The 23,559-nt window shown below is 50.7% G+C and carries 23 protein-coding genes and 1 riboswitch; of the genes, 11 read left to right on the top strand and 12 right to left on the bottom strand.

What is annotated here, in order from left to right; all coding sequences use genetic code 11:
• Positions 1-20: 20 nt before the first annotated feature.
• From ETR37_RS13485 to ETR37_RS13455, 7 genes are all read right to left on the bottom strand, one after another.
• A complete protein-coding gene (locus ETR37_RS13485; RefSeq protein ID WP_240673899.1) occupies positions 21-1,391 on the bottom strand; it encodes an MFS transporter in 1,371 nt (456 codons plus the stop codon).
• Between the two features lie 420 nt (positions 1,392-1,811).
• On the bottom strand, positions 1,812-3,206 hold the full coding sequence (locus tag ETR37_RS13480) for a flavin monoamine oxidase family protein (RefSeq protein ID WP_081212629.1): 1,395 nt from the start codon (positions 3,204-3,206) through the stop codon (positions 1,812-1,814).
• Between the two features lie 39 nt (positions 3,207-3,245).
• On the bottom strand, positions 3,246-4,148 hold the full coding sequence (gene dapA / locus ETR37_RS13475) for a 4-hydroxy-tetrahydrodipicolinate synthase (protein WP_020754323.1): 903 nt from the start codon (positions 4,146-4,148) through the stop codon (positions 3,246-3,248).
• Between the two features lie 591 nt (positions 4,149-4,739).
• Complete coding sequence (gene rlmD / locus ETR37_RS13470) at positions 4,740-6,140, bottom strand: 23S rRNA (uracil(1939)-C(5))-methyltransferase RlmD (protein ID WP_129447382.1); 1,401 nt, start codon at positions 6,138-6,140, stop codon at positions 4,740-4,742.
• Positions 6,137-7,003 carry a DNA-3-methyladenine glycosylase family protein gene (locus ETR37_RS13465; RefSeq protein ID WP_060788719.1) on the bottom strand — a complete coding sequence of 289 codons (867 nt, stop codon included), beginning with the start codon at positions 7,001-7,003 and terminating at the stop codon, positions 6,137-6,139. Before ETR37_RS13465 ends, rlmD begins: the two co-directional genes overlap by 4 nt.
• 178 nt (positions 7,004-7,181) lie before the next feature.
• On the bottom strand, positions 7,182-7,973 hold the full coding sequence (gene pdaA / locus ETR37_RS13460) for a delta-lactam-biosynthetic de-N-acetylase (protein WP_015373941.1): 792 nt from the start codon (positions 7,971-7,973) through the stop codon (positions 7,182-7,184).
• A gap of 180 nt (positions 7,974-8,153) precedes the next feature.
• Complete coding sequence (locus tag ETR37_RS13455; protein WP_129447381.1) at positions 8,154-9,701, bottom strand: fumarate hydratase; 1,548 nt, start codon at positions 9,699-9,701, stop codon at positions 8,154-8,156.
• Positions 9,702-9,932: 231 nt separating this feature from the next.
• On the opposite strand from ETR37_RS13455, the gene yfkAB reads away from it, so the two are divergent.
• Positions 9,933-11,057 (top strand): radical SAM/CxCxxxxC motif protein YfkAB, encoded by a 1,125-nt coding sequence (gene yfkAB / locus ETR37_RS13450; RefSeq protein ID WP_129447392.1) that lies wholly within the window; start codon positions 9,933-9,935, stop codon positions 11,055-11,057.
• 29 nt (positions 11,058-11,086) lie between these two features.
• Here the strand turns inward: yfkAB and ETR37_RS13445 are convergent, their stop codons facing one another.
• Positions 11,087-11,875 carry a YfkD famly protein gene (locus ETR37_RS13445; protein WP_015373938.1) on the bottom strand — a complete coding sequence of 263 codons (789 nt, stop codon included), beginning with the start codon at positions 11,873-11,875 and terminating at the stop codon, positions 11,087-11,089.
• A 150-nt stretch (positions 11,876-12,025) separates the two neighbouring features.
• Positions 12,026-13,078 (bottom strand): calcium/proton exchanger, encoded by a 1,053-nt coding sequence (gene cax / locus ETR37_RS13440; protein WP_011229927.1) that lies wholly within the window; start codon positions 13,076-13,078, stop codon positions 12,026-12,028.
• A gap of 146 nt (positions 13,079-13,224) precedes the next feature.
• Between cax and ETR37_RS13435 the strand changes: the two genes are divergently transcribed.
• Together ETR37_RS13435 and ETR37_RS13430 are read left to right on the top strand one after the other, a co-directional pair.
• On the top strand, positions 13,225-14,358 hold the full coding sequence (locus ETR37_RS13435) for an MFS transporter (protein WP_015373936.1): 1,134 nt from the start codon (positions 13,225-13,227) through the stop codon (positions 14,356-14,358).
• Between the two features lie 124 nt (positions 14,359-14,482).
• Positions 14,483-14,629 (top strand): BH0509 family protein, encoded by a 147-nt coding sequence (locus tag ETR37_RS13430; RefSeq protein WP_011229925.1) that lies wholly within the window; start codon positions 14,483-14,485, stop codon positions 14,627-14,629.
• Positions 14,630-14,973: 344 nt separating this feature from the next.
• On the opposite strand, the gene ETR37_RS13425 is transcribed toward ETR37_RS13430, so the two are convergent.
• Together ETR37_RS13425 and ETR37_RS13420 are read right to left on the bottom strand one after the other, a co-directional pair.
• Positions 14,974-15,807, bottom strand: a complete 834-nt coding sequence (locus ETR37_RS13425) for a YihY/virulence factor BrkB family protein (protein ID WP_015373935.1) — start codon at positions 15,805-15,807, stop codon at positions 14,974-14,976.
• Between the two features lie 51 nt (positions 15,808-15,858).
• On the bottom strand, positions 15,859-16,347 hold the full coding sequence (locus ETR37_RS13420; RefSeq protein ID WP_013146347.1) for a low molecular weight protein-tyrosine-phosphatase: 489 nt from the start codon (positions 16,345-16,347) through the stop codon (positions 15,859-15,861).
• 349 nt (positions 16,348-16,696) lie between these two features.
• Here ETR37_RS13420 and ETR37_RS13415 point away from each other — a divergent pair, with 349 nt between their 5' ends.
• The 7 genes from ETR37_RS13415 to ETR37_RS13380 all read left to right on the top strand — a co-directional run bounded on the left by ETR37_RS13415 (position 16,697) and on the right by ETR37_RS13380 (position 22,101).
• Positions 16,697-16,921 (top strand): DUF1128 domain-containing protein, encoded by a 225-nt coding sequence (locus ETR37_RS13415; RefSeq protein WP_011229922.1) that lies wholly within the window; start codon positions 16,697-16,699, stop codon positions 16,919-16,921.
• Between the two features lie 129 nt (positions 16,922-17,050).
• Positions 17,051-17,155, top strand: a riboswitch (SAM riboswitch).
• Positions 17,156-17,280: 125 nt separating this feature from the next.
• Entirely contained in the window at positions 17,281-17,988 is a 708-nt protein-coding gene (locus tag ETR37_RS13410; RefSeq protein ID WP_015373933.1) for a phosphoadenylyl-sulfate reductase, read from the top strand.
• Positions 17,989-18,261: 273 nt separating this feature from the next.
• Entirely contained in the window at positions 18,262-19,422 is a 1,161-nt protein-coding gene (gene sat / locus ETR37_RS13400; RefSeq protein WP_015373931.1) for a sulfate adenylyltransferase, read from the top strand.
• 12 nt (positions 19,423-19,434) lie between these two features.
• Positions 19,435-20,046, top strand: a complete 612-nt coding sequence (cysC, locus tag ETR37_RS13395; RefSeq protein WP_015373930.1) for an adenylyl-sulfate kinase — start codon at positions 19,435-19,437, stop codon at positions 20,044-20,046.
• A 148-nt stretch (positions 20,047-20,194) separates the two neighbouring features.
• A complete protein-coding gene (gene cobA, locus ETR37_RS13390; protein ID WP_015373929.1) occupies positions 20,195-20,971 on the top strand; it encodes a uroporphyrinogen-III C-methyltransferase in 777 nt (258 codons plus the stop codon).
• A gap of 10 nt (positions 20,972-20,981) precedes the next feature.
• On the top strand, positions 20,982-21,728 hold the full coding sequence (locus ETR37_RS13385; protein ID WP_033005041.1) for a sirohydrochlorin chelatase: 747 nt from the start codon (positions 20,982-20,984) through the stop codon (positions 21,726-21,728).
• An 88-nt stretch (positions 21,729-21,816) separates the two neighbouring features.
• Positions 21,817-22,101 carry an acylphosphatase gene (locus tag ETR37_RS13380; protein ID WP_013146356.1) on the top strand — a complete coding sequence of 95 codons (285 nt, stop codon included), beginning with the start codon at positions 21,817-21,819 and terminating at the stop codon, positions 22,099-22,101.
• A gap of 166 nt (positions 22,102-22,267) precedes the next feature.
• Here the strand turns inward: ETR37_RS13380 and ETR37_RS13375 are convergent, their stop codons facing one another.
• The gene (locus ETR37_RS13375; protein ID WP_020754345.1) at positions 22,268-23,035 is read right to left on the bottom strand and encodes an arginase family protein; all 768 of its coding nucleotides are present in this window, start codon (positions 23,033-23,035) and stop codon (positions 22,268-22,270) included.
• A gap of 165 nt (positions 23,036-23,200) precedes the next feature.
• On the opposite strand from ETR37_RS13375, the gene ETR37_RS13370 reads away from it, so the two are divergent.
• A complete protein-coding gene (locus tag ETR37_RS13370; RefSeq protein WP_013146358.1) occupies positions 23,201-23,548 on the top strand; it encodes a YojF family protein in 348 nt (115 codons plus the stop codon).
• The last annotated feature ends 11 nt before the right edge of the window (positions 23,549-23,559 follow it).

Raw genomic sequence — 23,559 nt, 5'->3', positions numbered from 1 at the left:
TTCAGTCAATAATAAAACGGTTAAATTCCTTGGTGAATATCTACTCCCATATTACTGCTTTTTTTATTGATGGAACTTGCCTCTTCTAAACTCATATTCTTTGTTTCCGGTGCCATGATAAGCGAGATGACAAAACCGATGAAAAACAATGCACCACAAATATACAATGTAACTGCCAACCCATAATTCGCCAAAATAGATGGGAAAAGGAACGTACCTACAGAAGAAGCGAAACGGCTTACGGCTGTAGCAAATCCCACTGCCGTACCTCGAATATGGGTTGGGAAAAGCTCATTCGGGTAGATCCATTCATGCATGCCCATTGCGTTATTGAATATTCCATAAATAATAAAGAGCACAAGGACAAAAACAAATGGCATATCCGATCCCGAGAATGCTCCTAGTATGAATAAAGAGATGGAAGATACAAAAAATGGCCAAATAAGCGTCGGTCTTCTGCCCCACTTTTCAACTAAATAAAGAAAAGGAACCAAGCCTGCGAGATAGAATATATTAATAATTGCTGATCCCAGATACTCCTTTGCTCCATCGGCGAAACCAAATTCTGCGAGGATCTCAGGAATATAAGTACCTATTCCAAAGGTCGGGATAACTTGGAGTGACCAGAAAACTGAAACGAAAAATGTCCATTTTCCATTCCCATTTCGAAATATATCAAGGAAAGAGGTTTTCGCTTTGGTCACTGGTTCGACTGACATGACCACATGCTCTCCGAATATTCTCTGGATAATAGCGTTTGCTTCTTTTTCCTTACCTTTGCTAGCTAACCAACGAGGAGACTCTGGCATATTTAAACGTGCGAGGAGCAAGAAAAGTACTGGGACTGCACTACTTGCAAGCATCCATCTCCAGCTTGTATCACCGATAGAAAGCATAAAGTATCCGATCAAAAAGGAACTAGCGTAACCAACATACCAGAGCGAATTAATTCCTCCAAGCAGGGCACCGCGATTTTTTTTCGGTGAAAATTCTGCCATCAAGGCTCCTGCAATCGGGTAATCTGCTCCTATCGCAATCCCTAAAATAAATCGTAAAATAATCAACTGTACAGGATCTTTAATAAAAAATTGTAGTATTGACACGACAAGCATGACAAACATATCGATGAGAAACATTTTCTTCCGGCCAATAAGGTCTGTAAGATAGCCCCCGATTATTCCACCGACAAACATTCCTGCAAGAGTAGCTGTTCCAAGCAGGCCCATTATGGTTAAAGACATATCGAACTGAGTCTTCATAACAGAAAGGGCTACCCCAATAATTCCAATAATATACCCATCGAGAAATGCACTTCCAGCGGAATAGGCAAACATTTTATAATGAAATCCACTTAATGGCATTTCCTCCATAGTACGTACTGCTGCTTTCATCAAATCTCCCCCTTGCGTACTTGTGGTTACTTTACAAATATCAAACCGTGTTATTGGTAAGCGTTTTCAAATAAAATTATGTTTCATGTTTCTCCCCTTTATAATAGCTGGGATCACTTTCACTATTCATTTTTGAATGATCGCCGGAATGACATGGCCTAGTTCACTCTCCCATCGCCTCAACTGATACACTGATTTCTGCTTCGCAAACAACTGTTGCCTATTGGGCGATGGGAGAAGATAAATAGTTAGGTAAAAGTCACAAGGATTTCTTTCTTTTATAAGATTTCTTAACATCACGTTGAGAATAACAGTAAAAACCCGTTTTTCCAAACTGTAAGATTGGCTAGGAATAGATGAATCTTCATAAGCCAAACAGCTACATAGGAATTTTAATCACAAAAATGGAGATATCATACATCAAATCCCCGTCATTCTAAATGCCTTTGAAGCTTCATTACCGATGTTCACAGCTTCAGTTCCTAGAAAACTCAAAATATCCTGTGCTGCACTAAAACCAGTTTGAATAGCTGTTTCCGTATAAAAGGTACCTAAGTAGTCTCCAGCTAGGTACAATCTTCCAGAAGGTCGCGTCAGAATAGGCTGAAGTTTATGGCGACCAGGAAAAACGTAAGCGGATCCAAGAGGGAAACGACTTACACTGGCTTCTACTACGTGACGGCTGAATCCAGGGAATATATCATCAAGATCTTTTAGATACCTTTGGATGATTTCTTCATCTGTTTTGTCTAGAAGTTGACGCCCTCTATCCGCTGGTGAGAAGACCATAAAACTACTGCCTGGTTGTCTAACGGTTTCAAAAGAACGTATAAGATTAGAGCTATGAATTAAAATATCAAATGATCTCTTAGGTGTGGCGATGGAATATACGTTATCCCAAATTTGCGGGCCCGTTTCATTAGTCAAAAATGCGGCACTAACGTGAGGCCCGTATTTTATTTGATCAAGAGCTGCTCCAACTTCAGGGTCGATATTGACAGCGATTTTGCGTGTAATAGGAGCAGGAGTTGCAAGAATCGCATAGCGTGCTTCCTCTTCGTGAGAAACTCCATTTTGGGTGTACCGTACGACGACAGAGTTTTTTTTCTGTTCTACTTCCTGAACAACAGCACCAAGTTGTATCCGGTCACCTAGTGCTGCCGCAATAGTATCTGTAAGAGTGGACGGCCCACCAACGATATTTCTAGAAAGCCCTTCGCTCTTGTTCCATATTAAATGAAAGTATCCTACTCCAGCCCCTGCAGTTATTTGTTCCGGATTCCCGGTAGAACGGCTAACCGTTGGACGAAAAATAGCGTCAGCATCTTCTGGTAATTCACCCACAAAATCAGTAAAAGTACGGTCGCCCAAGAAATTATAAATCCGTTGCTGATGAATTCGATAATCTTCCCCCGGACGTCGCGTAGCGATCTTTCCGTACTTCTTAACTGCAAGACGAACCTTTGCTCCCGCCCGTATTAAAGCAAAACGAGAAGACCATGACATAGGAATTCTAAAAGGATACCATTCAACTCGTCCATCGACTAAGATTTTTCCATTCATCGCCATTGCCGTCACAACTCCAGGGACCGGCAAAGCATCTATCCCTACGGAACGAAGCAAAGCGTCAGTGGCGGTATTAGGACCGGCAAATACGTGTCCTCCCCAATTTAGCCAGTAATTCCCCCGACGTTCTGATTTAATTCTCCCTCCTACACGCTTTTCCGATTCCAATAACAAAATATCGCGAAATCGAAGACGCCATGCGGCAGACAAACCAGCAAGCCCACCACCTACTATAATTACATCTTTCATTGGAGTTCCTCCTAATGCTTCCTATTTACCTGATTTTATTTAATTTCGTTCAAATCTTAGTTCCCCTAACTTATCTAATATCGTTCCAATTTTTAATTTGAATTTTTCAGAGGCAGGCACTAATGGTAATCTACTTGGTCCACCTGATAATCCGAGAACTTCTAGGCCTGCCTTAACTGTTCCAGGAATAGGTTCTTCTTCAATAGCATCGTATAACTCTAATAGTTCCTGATTTAACTTCATCGCTTCTTTCAAGTTGTTTTTATTTACAATTAAATCGTATAACTTTGCTAATTTTTTCGGAACCAAGTTGTGGACTACCCCAACAGCACCATGTCCCCCTAGTGCTAAAGTAGGTAAGATCAAATGTTCAAATCCAGTCAGCACTTTAAAGTTTGGATTGTCTTTTACTAATGCAATAAGTTTAGAAGTATGGATTCCATCAGCAGTGTTTTTAATACCGACAATTCCATCTATTTGACTTAATTCATAGATTAGTTCCGGTTCAAGCTCAACTCCTGTGGCATCTGGATAATGGTAAATGACAATTCCAATGCTAGAGTTCTCTGCTACTGCCTTGTAGTGGTCAATAATTCCTTTTTTGCTAGTTTTCATATAATAAGGGGTGATGACCAAAGCACAATCTGCCCCAACTTCAGCTGCGTATTGGGTGAGCTCAATCGTATCTTCTGTTCTATGGCATCCTGTCCCTGCCATAACAGGTAATCTACCATTTGATTTTTCACACACAAATTTAATTACTTCTTTTCTTTCTTCCATGGTCATTAATGAGTATTCTCCAGTACTTCCCCCCACTAAAAGACAGTTCATCCCCCCGCTTATCAGGTGTTCTATTAGTTGCTCCAGCCCATTATAGTCTATACTGTTGTCCTCTTTCATCGGCGTAGGTAAAGCCGGGATCATTCCGAAAGGTTTATACATTTTTATCCCCCCTAGTTTAATTTTTTAATTCAATACATTCTGCAAATTCATAACAATTTGCCTTTGAATATATATTACTAAACAGACGGAACTTTGTAAATCATTTTTTATAAAAAAGGAACTTTTATGTTCATAGATTTAATTTTTTTAATTTTCAAACCATAAAAAGGAAATGCTTAGCCGCAGCAATTCATAACGCCGTTCCCTGTCTAAGCTAATGGTTCACTGAGTCATTCCAGCCGGGGCGTTAAATACCTATCGAACACATTGGGCTAGGAATGCGCGCTAATCATGACAGTTTGGAATTCCTGATGTCAGAAATTCCTGTTGCTTAAATACATACCTTCATATACAGCGGAAGTATGGTATCTTTCCTAAATTTCGGTATAAGAAAGTTGACAGGCGGCTTTTCAGGGAAACACTTGGCCTGGCATTTTAGATCGGCGCCATCCACACCTTGTCAGGTGTATTCCATCCTTAAATAAATAAACGACAGCGAAGCGGTTTAGCCCCTATTCCAAGGGTGCGGACTGCTTCGCTGCCAATCTTGTCACTCATAGTCAAGACGGCTAGAAAGTTCAGGACGCCTAGTTAGCCCAACAGTAGCTTCGCCACCGCCTCAACGTGCGCCGTATGCGGAAACATGTCAACCGGTTGGATGTAGTCGACGTGATACGCCACGGCCAAGGCGTCGAGGTCGCGGGCGAGGCTGGATGGGTTGCACGAGACGTAAACGACCTTCTGCGGGCGGAAGCGCAGAATCGTTTCAAGCAGCGCCCGGTCGCAGCCGACGCGGGGCGGGTCGACGATGATGACGTCCGGCTTCCAGCCTTCGTTCACCCATTTCGGCAGCCAATATTCCGCTTTGCCGACGACATAGTGCGTGTTGGTGAAACCATGCTTTTTGGCGTTGTTTTGCGCGTCTTCGATCGCTTCCGGAATCGTGTCCATGCCGCGCACTTCTTTGGCATCGCGAGCAAGCCACAAACCGATCGTGCCGACGCCGCAGTAAGCGTCAACGATCCGCTCCGTTCCGGTGAGGGCGGCCGCTTTTTTCACTTCGTCGTACAATTTCACCGTCTGCAACGGGTTGAGCTGGAAAAAGGCACGCGACGACAGTTCAAACGACAAATCGCCGAGCGTTTCTTGAATATATTCGTCGCCGGCGAGCACTTCTGTCTCGTCGCCGAAAATAAGCGACGTTTTTTCGCCGTTGATGTTTTGCACGATCGATTTCACTTCTGGGAGGCGGCGGCGAATTTCGTCAATGAGCAGCTGTTTGCGCGGGATGTCTTTTGTCGCCGTCACCAGCACAAGCTGGATGTCGCCCGTATGGAAGCCAACGCGGACGACGATCGTCCGCACGACGCCCGTTCTTGTCCGCTCGTTGTAAATCGGGATGCGCAAGTCTTGCAAAATCGTTTTCACAATGTTCGTGACGCGCGTCGTTTGCGGATGCTGGACGCGGCATTCCGATAAATCGATGAGCCGGTGGGAGTTGATGCCGTACAGCCCGGCGAGCACCTTCCCTTCCTTCATTCCAACTTGAAACTGGCTTTTGTTTCGGTAATGCCACGGGTTGTCCATGCCGATCGTCGGGCGGATGTCAAGCTTGTCGACATCGAGGCGCCGGGCATGGCGGCGGAGCGCCTGGATGACAATGTCGCGCTTCGCCTCGAGCTGCGCCTCGTACGATAAGTGCTGCAACTGGCAGCCGCCGCACTGGTCATAGAGCGGGCATGGCGGCTTGATGCGGTTTGGCGAGCGCTTGCGGATGCGCTTGATTTTCGCCTCGGCGTAGGTTGGGTGGATGTCCGTCGCCTCAACGATGACTTCTTCCCCCGGCAACGCACCGGGGACGAAGACGACTTGTTTTTGGAAATAACCGACCCCTTCGCCGTTAATGCCGATCCGTTGAATCGTCACGGGAAATTGCTCGCCTTTTTTGATTTTGATGTTCATTTGTTGCTTTGCCATATCGGTCCCTCTCATTCGATACTTCTCCATAAATAAAGCGCCGCATAGCTGGCGTACGGCTTCCACCGCTCGCTAAGCGCCGCCATCTCTTTGACAGTTGGCCGCTGTTGAAGCCCGAATTGTTTTTCAACCGCCCGCTGCAAACCGATATCCGCCGGCGGAAAGACGTTCGGACGGCCGAGGCCGAAGAGGAGGAAATTTTGCACGGTCCACGGACCGATGCCGCGCACGGCGGTCAACCTCTCCATCACCTCGCCGTCTTCCATCTGCTCGAGTTCATCAAGCCGCAGCTTCCCCTCGGCAATGAGGCGCGACACATCGACGATATATTCGGCTTTCCGCCCGCTCAGCTGCAAGGCGCGCAAGTCATCGTACGAACGGGCGGCCACTTCTTCCGGGCGCGGGTAAAACCAAACGCCGTCCCGCTCCTCGCCAAACGCTTTCACAAACCGCTCTGTGAGCCGGTAACCGACTTTAAGATGAAGCTGCTGGTGGATCAAACATTTCATTAGGCAAAAATACAAGTCAAAATCGAGCACAAGCGGCAGCCCCTCATACTCGGCAAACAGCGGCGCCAGCTCGGTCGCGCGAAAATGATCATACACCAGAACGAGCGGCGTCCGCCATTGAAATAAATGAGAGACGCGCTCGATGATGTCTTCCTGCCGCTTGGGATGCGGCGCCGAGACGACAAAGCGAGGATCGTCTTTTGTGCCGATGCTTTCAATCACGACCGGCACCTTTAAACCATCGAGATGAAGCGGCACGGTGATGCGCCGCCGCTCTAAATCGACCGCCAGGAGCGGATCCAATGCAAGCCGTTCAAGCGCGTGGGCGAAATCATACGGCGCCGGCACAGTGATCGTTCGTTTCCACATCGTTCTCACCTTTCTCATTTGTCCGTGCCCCTATTATAACGAAAAACGCCCCGTCGAACCAACTTGTTGGCAGGACGAGGCAGCGGCATATGGTTCGGTTGACAGAACGAGGCGGGTTTTCGAATGGTCCGACACAAAACGTTTCGTACCGCTTTTGTGCTCAAGTGATGAAAGCGGCTTATGGGCGAAACAGCCACGGATGAAGGCCGGTCTTTTTGGCCATAAGGTCATCAAGGCTGGCGAACGTGTACCCTTGTTTGCGCAAGTCGTCGATCACGTTCGGCAATGCTTCGGCGTTGTCTTTGGACACGGAATGCAACAGCAAAATCGCCCCCGGATGGATTTGTTTCATGATTTGGTCGTAAGCATATTGCCAGCCGCGCTGGCGGTCGGTTTGCCAGTCGACGAACGCCAGCGACCAAAAGACGTGATAATAGCCAAGGTCGCGGGCGAGAGATAACGTCCGCTCGCTGAAAATGCCGCGCGGCGGGCGAAGGTACATCATCCCTTTTTGCCCGGTCAACTCTTCTGTCTTTTCCTTGACTTTTTCCAGCTCTTCGCGCACCTGCTCATCGCTTTCAGTTGTTAAATCGGGATGATGCCACGAATGGTTGCCGATGATATGCCCTTCCGCCGCCATCCGTTTGACTAAATCGGGCGCTGTTTGCAAATAATGGCCGGTGACAAAAAAGGCGGCCGGCACATGTTTTTCCTTTAACACGTCCAAAATTTGCGCCGTATAGCCGTTTTCATACCCGTTGTCAAATGTTAAATAGATCGTTTTTTCGCTCGTGTCGCCTAAATAAAAGGCGTCATATTTGGCGAGCAGCTCATCGAGCTCTTTTCCCGCCGATGGGGGCTCGTGGTTTTCGCTTCGCTTCAATCCCCAATGGATCGGCGCATTGCTTATGGCAAAAGCAGGGGCGGGAAAAAGCGCGAGCGCTAAAACGAGAGAAATGAGCCATCTCATGCCTAGTTCCTCCTTGGCCGCCATCTTTTCCTCTTTCTTATTGTTTTCACCCCTGACCGCTTTACGCGCGCCATTTTTTGCAAAAAAAAGCCCCAAAAGCGAGCGCTTTGGGGACAGAGAAGAAAACGGGATCAGCTTGTGAATACCAATAGCCATGTGCTTGAAATTCAGCTCTCCCTCTTACTTGAACACCGGCTCTTTGAACTGGGCCAGCTTTTCAAGCGACGATTTTTCCACATCTTCATGCAAGCTGTTGCCGTGCGAATCCATCGTGACAACAGCAGTGAAGTTTTCGACGCGCAAATGCCACATCGCTTCGGGGATGCCAAACTCCAGCAAATCAACGCCTTCCACGGATTTGATGCAATCGGCGTAATATTGCGCCGCGCCGCCGATGGCGTTCAAATACACGCCGCCGTGTTCTTTTAACGCTTGCAGCGTCTTCGCGCCCATGCCGCCTTTGCCGATGACAGCACGGACGCCGAATTTTTTCATGATGTCGCCTTGGTACGGCTCTTCACGGATGCTTGTCGTCGGGCCGGCAGCTTTGGCGTGCCAGCGGCCGTCTTCGTCTTTTAGCATGACCGGGCCGCAATGGTAAATGATTTGCCCGTTCAAATCGACGGGGGCATCGTGATCCATCAAATATTTATGAATGGCGTCGCGGCCGGTGTAAATGACGCCGCTGATGCGGACGACGTCGCCGACGCGAAGCTTCCGCACTTGTTCTTCCGACAGCGGCGGAACGAGATCGATGACGCGCGCCTCTCCTTGTTCAAGCGCCGCGGCCGCTTCCGCTTTTTCCAACTCTTTTGCAAAATCGACGTCTTCGCCGTCTTGGTACAGCCATTCGATGATCTCACCGGTCGCCGGATCGATTTTCACGCCCATGCGCCGGAACGCCCAGCAGTTGTAGGCGACCGAAACGAAGAAGCTCGCCGGGATGCGGTGCATGACGCCGATTTTACAGCCAAGCAGCGTCGATTCGCCGCCAAAGCCCATCGTACCGATGCCAAGTTTGTTGGCGTTTTCCATCATGTATTCTTCGAGTTGGCGCAATTCTTCGATCGGGTTGACGTCATCAACCGGACGGAACAGCTGCTCTTTCGCCAACTCATAGCCGGATGAGCGGTCGCCGCCGATGCCGACGCCGATAAAGCCGGCGCTGCATCCTTGCCCTTGCGCTTGGTACACCGCATGCAAAATGCATTTGCGGATGCCGTCCAAATCGCGGCCAGCGCGGCCGAGCCCCTCGAGTTCACACGGAAGGCTGTATTGGATGTTTTTGTTTTCACAGCCGCCGCCTTTTAAAATGAGGCGAACGTCAATGTAATCGTTTTCCCATTGTTCGAATTTAATGACCGGCACGCCTTCCCCTAAATTGTCGCCGCTGTTTTTGCCGGTGAGCGAATCGACCGAGTTCGGGCGCAGTTTGCCGTTTTTCGTCGCTTCGACAATGGCGGCCCGAATCGCTTTTTTCATTTCGATTTGATTGACGCCGACCGGCACTTTGATTTTAAACGTCGGCAAGCCGGTGTCTTGGCAAATGGGAGACACGTTTTCATCCGCCATCTGAATATTCTCGACGATCGTATTGAGCGCCATGGCCGCCCGCGTGCCGGCGTTTTCGCGCGCTTTCGCCCGAGCGATCGCTCGACGGACATCCTTTGGCAGCTTCGTAGATGTTTCCACAATCAAGTCATACATGCTTTGCTGGAATTTTTCCATTTGTCTAAACGCCCCTTCCCCTGTTCATCGTGCATAGGCAGTTGTCCTTATCTTTTTCTATTATACTCCGTTTCTCGCTGTTGTGTAAAAAATCTTTCTTTTCCATCTCATGATGGCTCCTTTCTCATCATACGAATGGGGTAGAGGCAAAACATCCAAAACGATTGACAAGCGTTGCTAAGGCGGCTAATAATGAACGATAGGACTTTGTCATGGAGAGAGGAGAAAGTGATGCGTTCATCGACCATACCGGCCATTACGCCGGCGTATGACCCTTGGGAAGCGTACGTCGATATTGAAGAATATGGACAACTACAACTGACGAATATTGAGTTTACCACAACGACGCTTTGCAATATGCGCTGTGAGCATTGTGCTGTTGGCTATACGTTGACAATGAAAGATCCCGAGGCGCTGCCGCTTGATATGTTGCTCCGCCGGCTCGAGGAAATTCCGCATTTGCGGTCATTAAGCATCACCGGCGGCGAGCCGATGCTGTCATTAAAATCCGTCGAACAATACGTCGTTCCCCTTCTCCGCTACGCGCACGAGCGCGGGGTGCGGACGCAGCTTAATTCGAACTTGACGTTGGATTTGTCTCGCTATGAACCAGTCATTCCGTATTTGGATGTGCTCCATATCTCGCACAACTGGGGGACGGTCGACGACTTTGTCGAAGGTGGTTTTGCCATGATGGAGCGGAAGCCGACGCGCGCCCAACGCGAGAAATACTTCCAGCGCATGCTTGACAATGCAAAAGCGCTGGCAAATGCCGGCGTGATGGTATCCGCGGAAACGATGTTAAACAAACGGACCGTCTGCCACTTGGAAGCGATCCACCGCCAAGTTGTCGAGGAAATGGGCTGTCGGCGCCATGAAATCCATCCGATGTATCCGAGCGATTTTGCCAGCGCTTTAGAGACGTTGAGCTTGGACGAATTGCGCGAAGCGATTCACCATTTGCTTGACATTCGCGACGAAAACGTCTGGATGCTGTTTGGCACGCTGCCGTTTTACCCGTGCAGCGACAACGAAGAAGATGTGCGCCTATTGAAGCGGCTGTATGAAAGCAAAAACGTCACCGTGCGCAACGATCCAGACGGACGTTCACGGCTCAATGTCAATATTTTCACCGGCGATGTCATCGTCACCGATTTCGGTGATGAACCGCCGCTTGGCAACATCATTCACGATTCGCTGCCAGACGTGTATGACAAATGGCGGCGCTCAAAGCTTGCTAGGGAGCTTCTTTGCCACTGCCCGTCGGCACGCTGCCTCGGACCGAACGTTCTTGTGAAGCAGACGTATTACCGCGGCGTCGATTTTACGAAGCGGTCCGCGCGCATTGGCCGATAAAAAACGTCAAGGAGCTTTTCCTTGACGTTTTATCTTGGCTGTTCACTCACCACATATGACATGTACAGGCGATCCTGCACCGGAATCCACGCCCCAACCCCTCTTGTCGTCACGTTTTTGACGACAATTTTCTTTTTGTTTCCTTTGAGCACGACGTACACTTCCCCGTATGTTACTTTCCCTTTTTCATTCACCGCCGGAGCGTACGCGTACAAATAACCTATTTTTTTCGCCGGTACGTTGTACGGTTGGTCTTTTTTCGTGCCAAGGCCGACAACCGTGCTGAAAGAGAGCGGCAAGTTCGTCTTTTCCATCGCTTTGTTTAACATCATCCGCTTAACCGCGTCTTCATTCGGCACTTTCACCGTCAACCCGCCGCGGACGTATTTTTGCATTTCTTGTTTATAGTACAACTTTTGCGCCGTATCGCCGCCGCGGTTATCAAGGAAATTCGTGTTGACCTTTTGATATTCCCAGTTCGTCGACGTTTCGATCGACTGGTAATTGAGCGGCCATTGGCCTAAATAAATCGTCGCCCTGAAGCCAATGGCCCATGGCGTGTCGGTCGCCGAAGATTCATTAAAGAGATGGATCAATTCGGGATTCTCAATTTTCACATTCGCCGATCTTAACAGCTGTTTTGTAAACGAGCTCGGTTCCAAATGCGGCAAATCTTGAGTCGGGTTCGGATACGTATTTTCCTTCGATATATCCATCACCGCACCGGGCGCCGGTTTGCCGGCAGCCGCCAGCGCCGAAAACGCCGCCGCATAAAGAAGAAGCACGCTCCCAAACAGCGAAACAGCCCACTTTTTCATCGTCTTCACTCCTTTCTTCCCACGTTATTCACTGTTAGTTTCTTTCAAAATGCGCCGTTTATCCGCGGCGGCGAAAATTTTCCCCGTTTGACGCCCCACTTCCCGCACCCGCAAAAAACACCCGGACGGCGAACGCCCGGATGCAGTCACTTACAGCAAGTAAAAACCGATGCCCATGATCGTATAGGCAGCGAGCAATGTTGCGCCTTCAAACCAGTTCGTATCACCATCATTTGACAGCACGATCATCAAAAGGACGGAAGCAGCCATCGCCACCAGCTCAGGAAGTGAAAAGACAAGCGGCATCTTTTCCGGAAACAAAAGCGAAACGAGCACAAGCACCGGCGCAACGAACATGGCGATTTGCAATGTCGAGCCGACGGCAATTTCCACCGCGACATTCATTTTGTTTTTGTACGCCATAATAACCGCGGAAGCGTGCTCCGCCGCATTGCCGACGATGGCCACGATGATGATCCCGATAAACAGCTCGCTCCAGCCGAATGACTCAGCGACCGTTTCAAACGTGTGAACGAGCCGTTCCGATAAATAGGCGACCGCAACCGTCGCCAGCGCCAAAATGGCGGTCGCTTTCCCTTTGCCCCATTCGGGCTCTTCATGTTCTTCCACTTCTTCTGATTTATGCTGATATACGCCGCGATGGGTGACAAGCCGGAAATAAAGGGCAGCGGCGTAAAGCAAGATCATGATGATCGAAATGCCAACGCTCAACGCGACTTGTTCGCTGTGATTCATATGCATGGTAAACACTTCCGGAATGACAAAAGCGATGAAGATGGCAAAAGTCAGCAGCCCGGCATTATGACGAGCATCATAAATGTTGAATTCTTGCCGCTTATATTTTAGTCCGCCGACAAAAAATGATAGCCCAGCCACCAAAAGCAAGTTCCCGAGCACCGAACCGGTTAAGGAAGCGAGCACGACGTCAACGAGTCCAGCCTGCAAGGCAAAAATGGAAATGATCAGCTCGACCGCGTTGCCAAACGTCGCGTTCAACAGCCCGCCAATGCGCGGTCCGGCGACGATCGCCAAGCTTTCCGTCGCTCGCCCCATGTAGCTGGCGAGCGCAATGATCGTCAAACAGTACAACACAAACATCAAGACAGTCGGCCAATGAAGAAACCCGCCGATGACCGACACCGGCACGCCGATCCATGTCATCCAAGCAAACACCTTGTTCATTTCTCTTCCACCTTTCCTCTTGATTGTTTTCGTTGCATTGACCGCCGTTTCTATGTACGATGGATAAGGGCATTCATTCGCCCTGGGAAACATCCGGCCTCGCTTGTTTGATCGGCCGGCGATTTCAACTGAAATGGGGATGCACGATGCGTTTTGCCATCTTAACCGGGATTGTCGCCGTCTCTGGTCTGTCGCAAGGGATGTTGCTGCCGCTTCTGGCGATGCTTCTTGATGAAAACGGCGTCTCTTCGTCCGTTAACGGGGCGCACGCCGCCGCCCTGTATATCGGTGTCTTGACCATTTCGCCATTTTTGGAGCGGCCGCTGAGACGCTATGGCTATCGGCTCCTCATTCTCCTTGGTGGTTTCATTGTAATATGTTCGCTTATTCTTTTTCCACTTTTTCCTTCTCTTTTCTTTTGGCTCGTTCTTCGCTTTGCCATCGGCATCGGCGATCATATGCTTCATTTTGCGACGCAAACGTGGATTACGGACTTTTCGCCGCCGGCGGAGCGCGGACGGCGGCTGTCGCTGTATGGGTGGGCGTTCGGCCTCGGCTTCACCATCGGCCCGCTGTTGGCTTCACTCGCTTCGGTCGAGAAGGCGCTTCCGTTTTATTTAGCTGCTCTCCTTAGTTTCGCCGGTTGGATCGGCGTCTTTTGGCTGCCGAACGAAAAACCAAAGCCGCTTGAACGCTCTTCGTCGGCGGCCGGTCGGTTTATTGGCGCTTGGAAACAGGCATGGCCAGCGCTTTTGTTGCCGTTTGCGTACGGTTTTTTAGAAGCGGCTGTTCATTCCATCTTCCCGCTGTACGCCTTGCGTGAGCGGATGAGCGCTGAGCAGATCGCCTTCATCTTGCCATGCTTCTCGCTTGGGGGCATCATCTTTCAGCTTCCGCTCGGAGCGCTCAGCGACCGGTTCGGGCGGCGCGAGATCATCACCGGTGCACTCTTGGCCGGCGCCGGTTGTTTTTTGATTGCCCTCACTGTCGGTGCGTCCATGGTTGGGTTGGCTGCCTGTTTGTTCACCGCTGGCATGTTTACCGGTTCGCTCTTCTCTCTCGGCATCGCCTATATGACCGACCTGTTGCCGAAAGAACTGCTTCCCGCCGGCAATTTGTTGTGCGGGATGCTATACAGTCTCGGCAGCATGACAGGCCCGCCGCTTGCCGGCAGCGTGGTGGATCTCTCTAGTCGCGCCTTTTTCCTTGCGGTCAGCGCTGTCCTCCTCGTTCCGGCCATTTGCCTCGTCAGCCGCCGGGAACAGGAAACAGCGGCTTGACCGTTTTTTTGTTTTTTATTTTTTATTTTTTCAAAAAAATCGTTGACCATTTTGTTCCCTCTGTTATATAATAAAACCAAGATATCAAGTTTCTGTTTTAAAACAGTATAAAGGAGTGGCGATCATGAGCAGAACGGAACGGAAAAATATGATCGAGTTTATCGAAAAAGTGCGGGGATTGTCGCGCGAGGAACTCGCCTATATGACTGATGCAGAAATTGAATACATTTATGAGCGCTATTACCACCATCACGAAGAAATCGTTGAATAAAGCGGCAGCGGCTCGATGTGCCTGTGTTTGCATGAAAGGAAAGGTGCCCTCAAAAAAGGAAGGGCACCTTTTTTTGATTTCCATCTATACACATAAAACGACCGCCGGGGCACAATATTACAATATGTTGTGGTATGTTGAACGAAGAACCACCTTTTGAGACAGCTTCTTTCAATGATAGCCGTTTTGGCCGTTGGCGCTGCCACTCGTCTTATGCTTTGGTCTGTTTTTTCCTTTTTGCTTCGTGCCCCCGTCTTTTTTCGTATGTTTCGTCATCTTGATCCCCCCTATGCCAAGATCCCTTGCATTGTTACGATATCCCGCCTCGGCACCGTTTATGCACGCTAACGCTGCCGTCTTTTCCCTTCGCGCTCACAGTCAAACATGGCGTTGAGTTCCCCGCCTAAGACAAGAATCATGCCGGACAAATAAAACCAAACCATCAACACGATCATCCCGCCAAGGCTGCCGTACATCGCCGTGTAATCGGCAAAGTTGTTGACATAATACGCGAACGCCAGCGACGCCGCAATCCAGCCGGCGGTGGCAAACAGCGCACCGCGCACGACGTTGACGCAACGAAGCTGTTTGTTCGGCGCGAAATAATAAAGGGCAGTAAAGACAGCAAACAATAACAGCGAACTCGTCACCCAACGAAATGCATTCCAAACATTCAAAAACTGTTGCGACAACCCGAGAGCAGAGAACAAAAACAGCCCGATTATCCGCCCGAAGACCGGAAGCACGAGGGCAACGATGATGACCATGATCATGCCGAGCGTCAACACAATCGACAGCCCGCGTACGATCCAAAACGGCCGGTCTTCTTGCACATCATAAGCGCGGTTGAATGCCCTCATAATGGCACTCATGCCATTAGACGCTGACCAAATCGCTGCGATGATGCTAAACGACAACAATCCTCCGTTTTGCTCATCGATGAGGCGATGAACGTTCGTCTCAATGAGGTGAAGCGCCTCTTTCGGGGCGTATTGCCGCACGAGCGCAAGCACATCTTCATGCGGAATCGGCAAATACGCCAACAGCGTCATTAAAAACAGCAAAAACGGAAAGAGCGACAGAAGAAAGTAATATGCCAATTCCGCCGACAAGCGCGGGATTTCATCTTCCGTAAAACGGCGGGCCAACTCACGGATGAACGCCAAATTTACGACCATCGGCTGCCCTCCTTCCCCGTTTTTCCCTAGACGGGTGCGCCGCCCTCAAAGTCATTTTGTTTCCTCCACACCAAGTCGATGGTCGCGGATGATCCTCTCAAGCAAATGCTCGCACCCTGAGCGGACGAGGCGATACACTTCGGCAAAATTCCCGGTATAATACGGATCAGGCACATCGTCTTTTTCCCGGTCGGGAACAAAGTCAAGCAACCGGGCGAGCACCGCTTTCGAACGGGAGCCAGCCAATCGGCGCAAATCGTTCAAGTTGGCTGCGTCCATGGCGATGATGTAATCAAATTCTTCCAAGTCACGATGGTTCACTTGCCGGGCGCGGATGCCGGAGTAGTCGATCTTATTTTCCGTCAAAACCCTTCTTGTCCCCACATGCGGCGGCTCACCGACATGCCAGCTGCCTGTTCCCGCCGAATCAACGGCAATCAGACCGTCAAGCCCCCGCTCTTTCACCAAATGACGGAAGACCGCTTCCGCCATCGGCGAACGACAAATGTTTCCAAGACAAACAAACAGCACTTTAATCATCCAAACAGCCACCCCTCTCTCTATGTCCACGGTGCTTTCCACCGTTAGTTTTCCTTCATTTCTTTTCATCTAGCCCTTTTTGGCCCTAAAAGGACGGGGATGTCACGACAAAACAACTCCAGCGGGGGAGCGTGTGCGAATGGGCCAACAACTCTTGCGCGCGTTCACGACAACCATTTTGAAGAAAACGCGGTGTTTCACCAACCTTTTAGACTGGCACTATGCATGTGCACCTACATTTTACCACATCATCCGTTTTTCATCAGAAAAGCAAGCCATGCAATCTCTCCCCATTCTTCCTGCACCTATGGTACAATACATAGTAACTTGCCATGAAAGGAGTAAACGAATGGATTTATCAAAACGGTCGGCGGAAAACGTCGCCTACATGATCGAACAGTTGAAGCAAAAGTTGAAAGTGCTGAACTTGGATGCCATCAAGCCGTCCCATTTTTCCGAGGAATGGTACGATGAGTTGAGAGACATTTACGAGATGGTGATGAAACGCGAGACGTTCAGCCCAAGCGAAATGCAGGCGATTGTCGAAGAGCTCGGAAGCCTGCGCAAAAAATAACGCTCCCATCTGCTGTTAGGCAGGCAATGCAGCTGTTTCGTATAAAAACAATTCCTATCGAAAAACTATGATTGACATTATCGTCAATTGTGCTAAAATTTTAATCAATTAAATGACATGCGTTGCATACGTTGCTCGAGAGTGAGGGAGGAATGGGCTCAATGAACTCCGACAACCTGCCGCCTATAGCAAAGTGCCAATTCCAGCTAAAGAAGATCTTTAGTAAAATAAGGGGCTCCCTTTCTCCCGCTCTTTCTGATTCATGCAAGGAAGGATTTTTGCCGCCGAATTGCCGTTTGGCCGCTATATATCCGACTAATTACGTGGATTTTCTTTGATTTTGTGAGGAGGAGAAACCGATGCTCACGTATGATCAGTGGGAAACGGCGGAAAAACCGTCTTTTCCGTCCGATAATGAAACAAAAGGGGCGCTTGACGTCCTGGCCTGGGCGTATCGCGAATACGGCGATGAGATCGTATACGCGTGCAGCTTCGGCATCGAGGGGATTGTGCTGATTGATCTCATCTCTCGGGTCAAACCGAACGCCGAAATTGTCTTTTTGGATACCGGTCTGCATTTTCCAGAGACATACGATACGATCGCGAAAGTGAAAGAAAAATATCCGTCGCTTCGCATCGTGATGAAGCAGCCGCGCTTGACGTTGGAAGAACAGAAGGCGCAGTTTGGCGACGAGTTATGGAAACGCGACCCGAACAAATGCTGTGAGCTGCGCAAAGTCATTCCGCTGCGCGAGGTGCTGACCGGGGTGACGGCGTGGATTTCCGGCTTGCGCCGCGAGCAATCGCCGACGCGGCGGCATGTCGAGTACATTAACAAAGACGACAAGTTCCGTTCGATTAAAGTTTGTCCGCTCATTCACTGGACGTGGAAAGACGTTTGGAATTACGTGTATAAACACGGCCTTCCGTACAACGTGCTCCACGACCGCGGCTACCCGAGCATCGGTTGCGCCCCGTGCACCGCTCCGGCTACAGATCCGAACGACTTGCGCTCCGGGCGCTGGGCTGGCCAAGGAAAGACGGAATGCGGTCTCCATCTCGCCTAAGGAGAGAACATTGACATGCTCCTTGCCATTGCTTTGATCGCATCCTTTTTCTTCGCCATGAACATCGGGGCAAGCGGCGCGGCGGCCTCGATAGGCGTCGCTGATGAATCGGACGCCATTCCGAATCGTCAAGCTGCTGTTTGACAGCGACGTCTATACGGTCATCGCCATCTTGAGCGTCTGCTTGGCGTCATTAGCCTAAAAAAAGAGCGCTTGCCTCATGAACATGGCAGCGGCATTTCACAACATCTATCAATCTAGGAGGTTATGAACATGAGCGTAAGCATCCCGCATGGCGGCACATTGATCAATCGTTGGAATCCGGACTATCCGCTTGATGAGGCGACCAAAACGATCGAGCTCTCCAAAGCCGAACTGAGCGACTTGGAGCTGATCGGAACGGGCGCCTACAGCCCCCTCACTGGTTTTTTAACGAAAACGGATTACGACGCGGTTGTTGAAACCATGCGTCTTTCTGACGGCACCGTCTGGAGCATTCCGATCACGCTCGCGGTAACAGAAGAAAAAGCGAAAGAGCTCGCCGTCGGCGATAAGGCGAAACTCGTTTATCGTGGCGACGTCTACGGCGTCATTGAGATTGCTGACATTTACCGCCCGGACAAAACGAAAGAAGCGAAGCTCGTTTATAAAACGGATGAACTTGCCCACCCAGGCGTGCGCAAACTGTTTGAAAAGCCGGATGTGTATGTCGGCGGGGAGATTACGCTTGTCAAACGGACCGACAAAGGCCAATTCGCCGCGTTTTATTTTGATCCAGCGGAAACGCGGAAAAAGTTTGCTGAGTTTGGCTGGAACACCGTTGTCGGCTTCCAAACGCGCAATCCGGTTCACCGCGCCCATGAATACATTCAAAAATGCGCGCTCGAGATCGTTGATGGCCTGTTTTTAAACCCACTCGTCGGCGAAACGAAAGCGGACGATATTCCGGCTGACATCCGGATGGAAAGCTATCAAGTGCTGCTGGAAAACTATTACCCGAAAGACCGCGTTTTCCTCGGCGTCTTCCAAGCTGCGATGCGCTATGCCGGTCCGCGTGAAGCCATTTTCCACGCAATGGTGCGCAAAAATTTCGGCTGCACGCACTTCATCGTCGGCCGCGACCACGCTGGTGTCGGCAATTATTACGGTACGTATGATGCGCAAAAAATCTTCTTGAACTTTACGGCTGAAGAGCTTGGCATTACGCCGCTCTTTTTCGAACATAGCTTTTACTGCACGAAATGCGAAGGGATGGCATCGACAAAAACGTGTCCGCATGACGCGAAATACCATGTCGTCCTTTCCGGCACGAAAGTTCGTGAAATGCTGCGCAACGGCCAAGTGCCGCCGAGCACGTTCAGCCGCCCGGAAGTGGCCGCCGTCTTGATCAAAGGGCTGCAAGAACGCGAAACGGTCGCCCCGTCAGCGCGCTAAAGGAGGATGGCGATGAGCACGAACATCGTTTGGCATCACACATCGGTCACAAAAGAAGATCGTCGCAAGCGCAACGGCCATCATAGCGCCATCCTTTGGTTCACCGGGCTGTCCGGCTCCGGCAAATCGACGGTGGCCAATGCCGTCTCCAGACGACTGTTTGAGCTCGGCATTCAGAATTATGTCTTAGACGGCGACAACATCCGGCACGGGCTCAATAAAGATCTCGGCTTTTCCGCCGCCGACCGGACGGAAAACATCCGCCGCATCGGCGAAGTGGCAAAGCTGTTTGTCGACAGCGGCCAGTTTGTGCTGACGGCGTTCATCTCGCCGTTTGCCGAAGACCGGGCGCTCGTCCGCCGCTTAGTCGAAGAAGACGAGTTTATCGAAATTTACGTCAACTGCCCGCTTGAAGAATGCGAAAAGCGCGATCCGAAAGGGCTGTATCAAAAAGCTCGCCGCGGGGAAATCCGTGAATTTACGGGCATCGACTCGCCGTACGAAGCGCCGGAAGCACCGGAGCTGACGATCGAAACACACCGTTATTCGGTTGACGAATGTGTCGAGCAAGTGCTCGCCTACCTGCGCGAGCGAGGAATGATCCCGGATGCGAAAACAGACTGATTCCCCCGTCCTCTGCCAAAAAAGAACGGGAGGTCATTTGACAAGGTCGTTTTCATCCCAAGGCAGACCATTTACAATAAAAGCAGCCGAGCATCCATGCCGTTTTCCGGCGGCTGGCTGAATCATGCACGAAGGGGCTGAAACAACGATGGGCAAAGTATATCTTGTCGGCGCCGGCCCCGGCGACCCGGAACTCATTACCGTCAAAGGATTAAAATGCATCCAGCAGGCGGATGTCATTTTGTACGACCGTCTCATCAATGAAGAGTTGCTTTCATATGCCAAGCCGGACGCCGAACTCATCTTTTGCGGCAAGCTGCCCGGCTTCCATGCCATGCAGCAGGAAACGATCAACCATGCGCTCGTCTGGCATGCCAAAAAAGGAAAAACGGTCGTCCGCTTAAAGGGCGGCGATCCGTTCGTGTTCGGGCGCGGCGGCGAAGAGGCCGAGGCGCTGGCCAAACATGGGATCGAATTTGAGATCGTTCCCGGCATCACCTCCGCCATCGCGGCGGCGGCTTACGCCGGCATCCCTGTCACCCATCGCGCGTTCAGCTCAAGCGTCGCCTTTGTCACCGGGCATCGGCGCGACGGAAGTCGTGACGAGATCAAATGGGAAAGCCTCGCCAAAGGCATCGATACGATCGCCATTTACATGGGGGTTCATCACTTGCCATACATTTGCGGCCAGCTGATGAAATACGGCAAAGCGCCGGAGACGCCGGCGGCGGTCATCGAATGGGGAACGACAACGGCTCAGCGCACCGTCACCGGCACACTCGCGACGATCGCCGGAATCGCCGCCAAAGAAAACATCCAAAATCCGAGCATGATCATGATCGGAGACGTCGTCCGGCTGCGGGCCAACATTCAATGGTTCGAACGGTTGCTTGCGTCATCGGCAGCCGCTGAGGCAACATCGTGAGGCGATGGCGATGGAAGCTGTTTTATATGTCAGCCACGGCAGCCGCATTGCCGCCGCGCGCCATGAAGCGGCGCGTTTCGTCGAACAGTGCCGGAGGGTCATCGATATTCCGATTCAAGAGCTATGCTTTGTCGAGCTCGCGGAACCGGACATTGTCACCGGCGTTGACCGTTGTGTCGCCCAAGGGGCGACACGCGTCATCGTCGTTCCGCTTCTCCTTCTTTCTGCAGGGCATGCCAAACACGATATTCCAGCGGCATTGGACATCGCGAGACGGCGCCATCCGTCCGTTGATATCCTCTGCGGCGCTCCGTTCGGCGTCCATGAAGCGATGATCGACATCGTGATCGACCGCATCAGCGAACAGTCCGCACCGCTTGACGGCGAATCGATGATCCTTCTTGTCGGCCGCGGCAGCAGTGATCCAGACACGAAGCGCGACATGTCCGCCATCGCTGCGCTTTTAAAAGAAAAAACGAACGTGCCGCACGTGGACGTTTGTTTTCTCGCTGCCATCCGCCCGACGCTTGATGAAGGGCTCCAACGGGCCCATGCATCGGCGTATCGGCGTGTGTTTGTCGTCCCGTACTTATTGTTTACCGGCGTCTTAATGAAAACGATCGAACGGAAGTTGCAGGGGTTCTCTGTTTCCGACAAAGAGTGGCATTTATGCTCTTACCTAGGCGATCACCCGCGGCTTGTGCTGCTCATTCAACAACAAGTATTATCGCTATCATCCGTAAAAAAAGGAGCTTGAACCATCAAGCTCCTCTTTTCATGTACTTTCCGCCTCATCTATTATATGATGGAAACAGAACAACCGTGATGAAGGAGGACTCATCGGCGTGAAAAGAGTTCATGTCATCGTGGAAGGGCGCGTGCAAGGCGTCGGGTTTCGATACTTCGTCCAACACGAAGCGCTAAAACGGCAGCTGACCGGTTGGGTGAAAAACAATGATGACGGAACAGTGGAAATGGAAGTTCAGGGGGATGAAAGCGCCCTTCAACTCTTTTTGGACACCATTGAAGCCGGAACGATGTTTGCCAAAGTCGCCCGCATGCACATCGAGCCGCGCGATGTCCGCTCCGATGAAAAACAATTTCGCATTATGTACGGGAGCGGCTTTTGACAACTAGGCTCATCCCCTCAAGCAGCGGCCTTCCCGGCTTTTTCGGCCATCGAGCCGGCAGAAGCGCCGGCTCGCTTGCCAAAATCCGAAGGGACAGCGTCTTCCTTGCTTTTCTGATCGCCAAACCAAAAGCGGTTCTGCCTTTCCCACGCTTCTCGCCGCTCGATTACGTCGGCCGCAAATGCGGCGCCGCATAGTGGAAATATGTCTCCAAGATGGCCATGTTCGCCTGCTCATTTTTTCCCCGCGCTTCGCGACAAAGCGGGTCGAACATGTCGACAGCGGAGGGCGGGTATTCGCCGCATATGTCCACGCCGAGCACTTTTTTATGGAATAAAAGCAACCGCAGGCAGGCGAGCAACCGGGATAGCGGAATCACTCCTTGATCCCAGTTCGTGACCGCGTCTTCGCGACGAAGAGCGTCTTTATCGATGCTGATATAGATGCTTCCGGTCGGGATGGCCTCGATGAGCGCTTTTGGCCATTCATCATGATCATCAAATGGAAGAACAGTCATTTTCGGAGATAAACGGAGTTGATGCGAAGAAGCAGTTGGGCCAACGATCACGACTTTTTGCAGCCGCGGATGCTTAAGTGCATAGGAGACCCATGAGCCGCACGAAATGACATCATCCCCTCCTTCAGCATCCGTATGGCGGTCAAAAAGCACAAGCGTAAACGGTTCGTTGATTTCTTTAAGCAATAAATACGTGACATAATGGTAGTTGCCGCTGCCGATCAGCACCGCCCCGCGCTTCCGCCGCCGCTCAAGCCGCCGCTCAATTTCAGCAAGCGCCGCTTCGCTGCAATACAAATTCGTCTCCGGCACGTCGGCGAGATCGACCCATTCGTGCGGGAACTGAAACAGCCGCTTTTGCGGCCGGTACACGCCGTCAAAATTCAACACCGTGACACCATTGCCTTGAAACCCCATCGATCATCACCCTTCTTTCGTTGAATCATCATTCAACGCTTTGTAGGTGCGGATGAGTCCAAGATGTGTCTCTTTTTTTATTATACAATAGAAGTCGAAATAGTTCCGCTCACACGCCTCGGTCATGTACAATAATAGAAAAACAAACAGCAAGGAGGGAGCCGCTTGCAACCGATCGACACGGCCGCCGTACAAGAGGCGCTGAATCGTTTTGCCAATCGCGACGTATATATTCATTTGGAAACGACGAACGGAGCATACGCCTCCCATCATAACGATGGCTTTTATTCCGTCGGCGCCTACATCCGCAACGCCTGCATTCGCTTCACCCGCGGCAAGATTACCGGCCCTGGGCCATATCGCGTCGGACTGAAGCTTGATCTTGGCTGGGTGTACGCCGAAGGGCTGACCCATTGGGAATGGACAGAAAAAGGACAGTTGCTGCTAGCAGGCCATGATGATCAAGGGAAATTGGCCGTGGCTCTCGAACTAAGCAACGAACCGTTTGTGTAAGGAGGGAGTTC

The sequence above is a fragment of the Geobacillus sp. PK12 genome (assembly GCF_004123125.1).
GTDB lineage: Bacteria > Bacillota > Bacilli > Bacillales > Anoxybacillaceae > Geobacillus > Geobacillus zalihae.
This window is presented reverse-complemented; position numbering and strand designations above follow the sequence as displayed.

Coding starts and splice junctions, on each gene's coding strand:
- cax (WP_011229927.1), bottom strand. CDS start 13,078: ATGAACAAGGTGTTTGCTTGGATGACATGGATCGGCGTGCCGGTGTCG.
- ETR37_RS13465 (WP_060788719.1), bottom strand. CDS start 7,003: ATGTGGAAACGAACGATCACTGTGCCGGCGCCGTATGATTTCGCCCAC.
- sat (WP_015373931.1), top strand. CDS start 18,262: ATGAGCGTAAGCATCCCGCATGGCGGCACATTGATCAATCGTTGGAAT.
- ETR37_RS13375 (WP_020754345.1), bottom strand. CDS start 23,035: ATGGGGTTTCAAGGCAATGGTGTCACGGTGTTGAATTTTGACGGCGTG.
- ETR37_RS13445 (WP_015373938.1), bottom strand. CDS start 11,875: ATGAAAAAGTGGGCTGTTTCGCTGTTTGGGAGCGTGCTTCTTCTTTAT.
- ETR37_RS13430 (WP_011229925.1), top strand. CDS start 14,483: ATGAGCAGAACGGAACGGAAAAATATGATCGAGTTTATCGAAAAAGTG.
- cysC (WP_015373930.1), top strand. CDS start 19,435: ATGAGCACGAACATCGTTTGGCATCACACATCGGTCACAAAAGAAGAT.
- ETR37_RS13385 (WP_033005041.1), top strand. CDS start 20,982: ATGGAAGCTGTTTTATATGTCAGCCACGGCAGCCGCATTGCCGCCGCG.
- ETR37_RS13485 (WP_240673899.1), bottom strand. CDS start 1,391: ATGAAAGCAGCAGTACGTACTATGGAGGAAATGCCATTAAGTGGATTT.
- dapA (WP_020754323.1), bottom strand. CDS start 4,148: ATGTATAAACCTTTCGGAATGATCCCGGCTTTACCTACGCCGATGAAA.
- ETR37_RS13415 (WP_011229922.1), top strand. CDS start 16,697: ATGGATTTATCAAAACGGTCGGCGGAAAACGTCGCCTACATGATCGAA.
- ETR37_RS13420 (WP_013146347.1), bottom strand. CDS start 16,347: ATGATTAAAGTGCTGTTTGTTTGTCTTGGAAACATTTGTCGTTCGCCG.
- rlmD (WP_129447382.1), bottom strand. CDS start 6,140: ATGAGAGGGACCGATATGGCAAAGCAACAAATGAACATCAAAATCAAA.
- cobA (WP_015373929.1), top strand. CDS start 20,195: ATGGGCAAAGTATATCTTGTCGGCGCCGGCCCCGGCGACCCGGAACTC.
- yfkAB (WP_129447392.1), top strand. CDS start 9,933: ATGCGTTCATCGACCATACCGGCCATTACGCCGGCGTATGACCCTTGG.
- ETR37_RS13425 (WP_015373935.1), bottom strand. CDS start 15,807: ATGGTCGTAAATTTGGCGTTCATCCGTGAGTTGGCCCGCCGTTTTACG.
- ETR37_RS13480 (WP_081212629.1), bottom strand. CDS start 3,206: ATGAAAGATGTAATTATAGTAGGTGGTGGGCTTGCTGGTTTGTCTGCC.
- pdaA (WP_015373941.1), bottom strand. CDS start 7,973: ATGAGATGGCTCATTTCTCTCGTTTTAGCGCTCGCGCTTTTTCCCGCC.
- ETR37_RS13455 (WP_129447381.1), bottom strand. CDS start 9,701: ATGGAAAAATTCCAGCAAAGCATGTATGACTTGATTGTGGAAACATCT.
- ETR37_RS13435 (WP_015373936.1), top strand. CDS start 13,225: ATGCGTTTTGCCATCTTAACCGGGATTGTCGCCGTCTCTGGTCTGTCG.
- ETR37_RS13410 (WP_015373933.1), top strand. CDS start 17,281: ATGCTCACGTATGATCAGTGGGAAACGGCGGAAAAACCGTCTTTTCCG.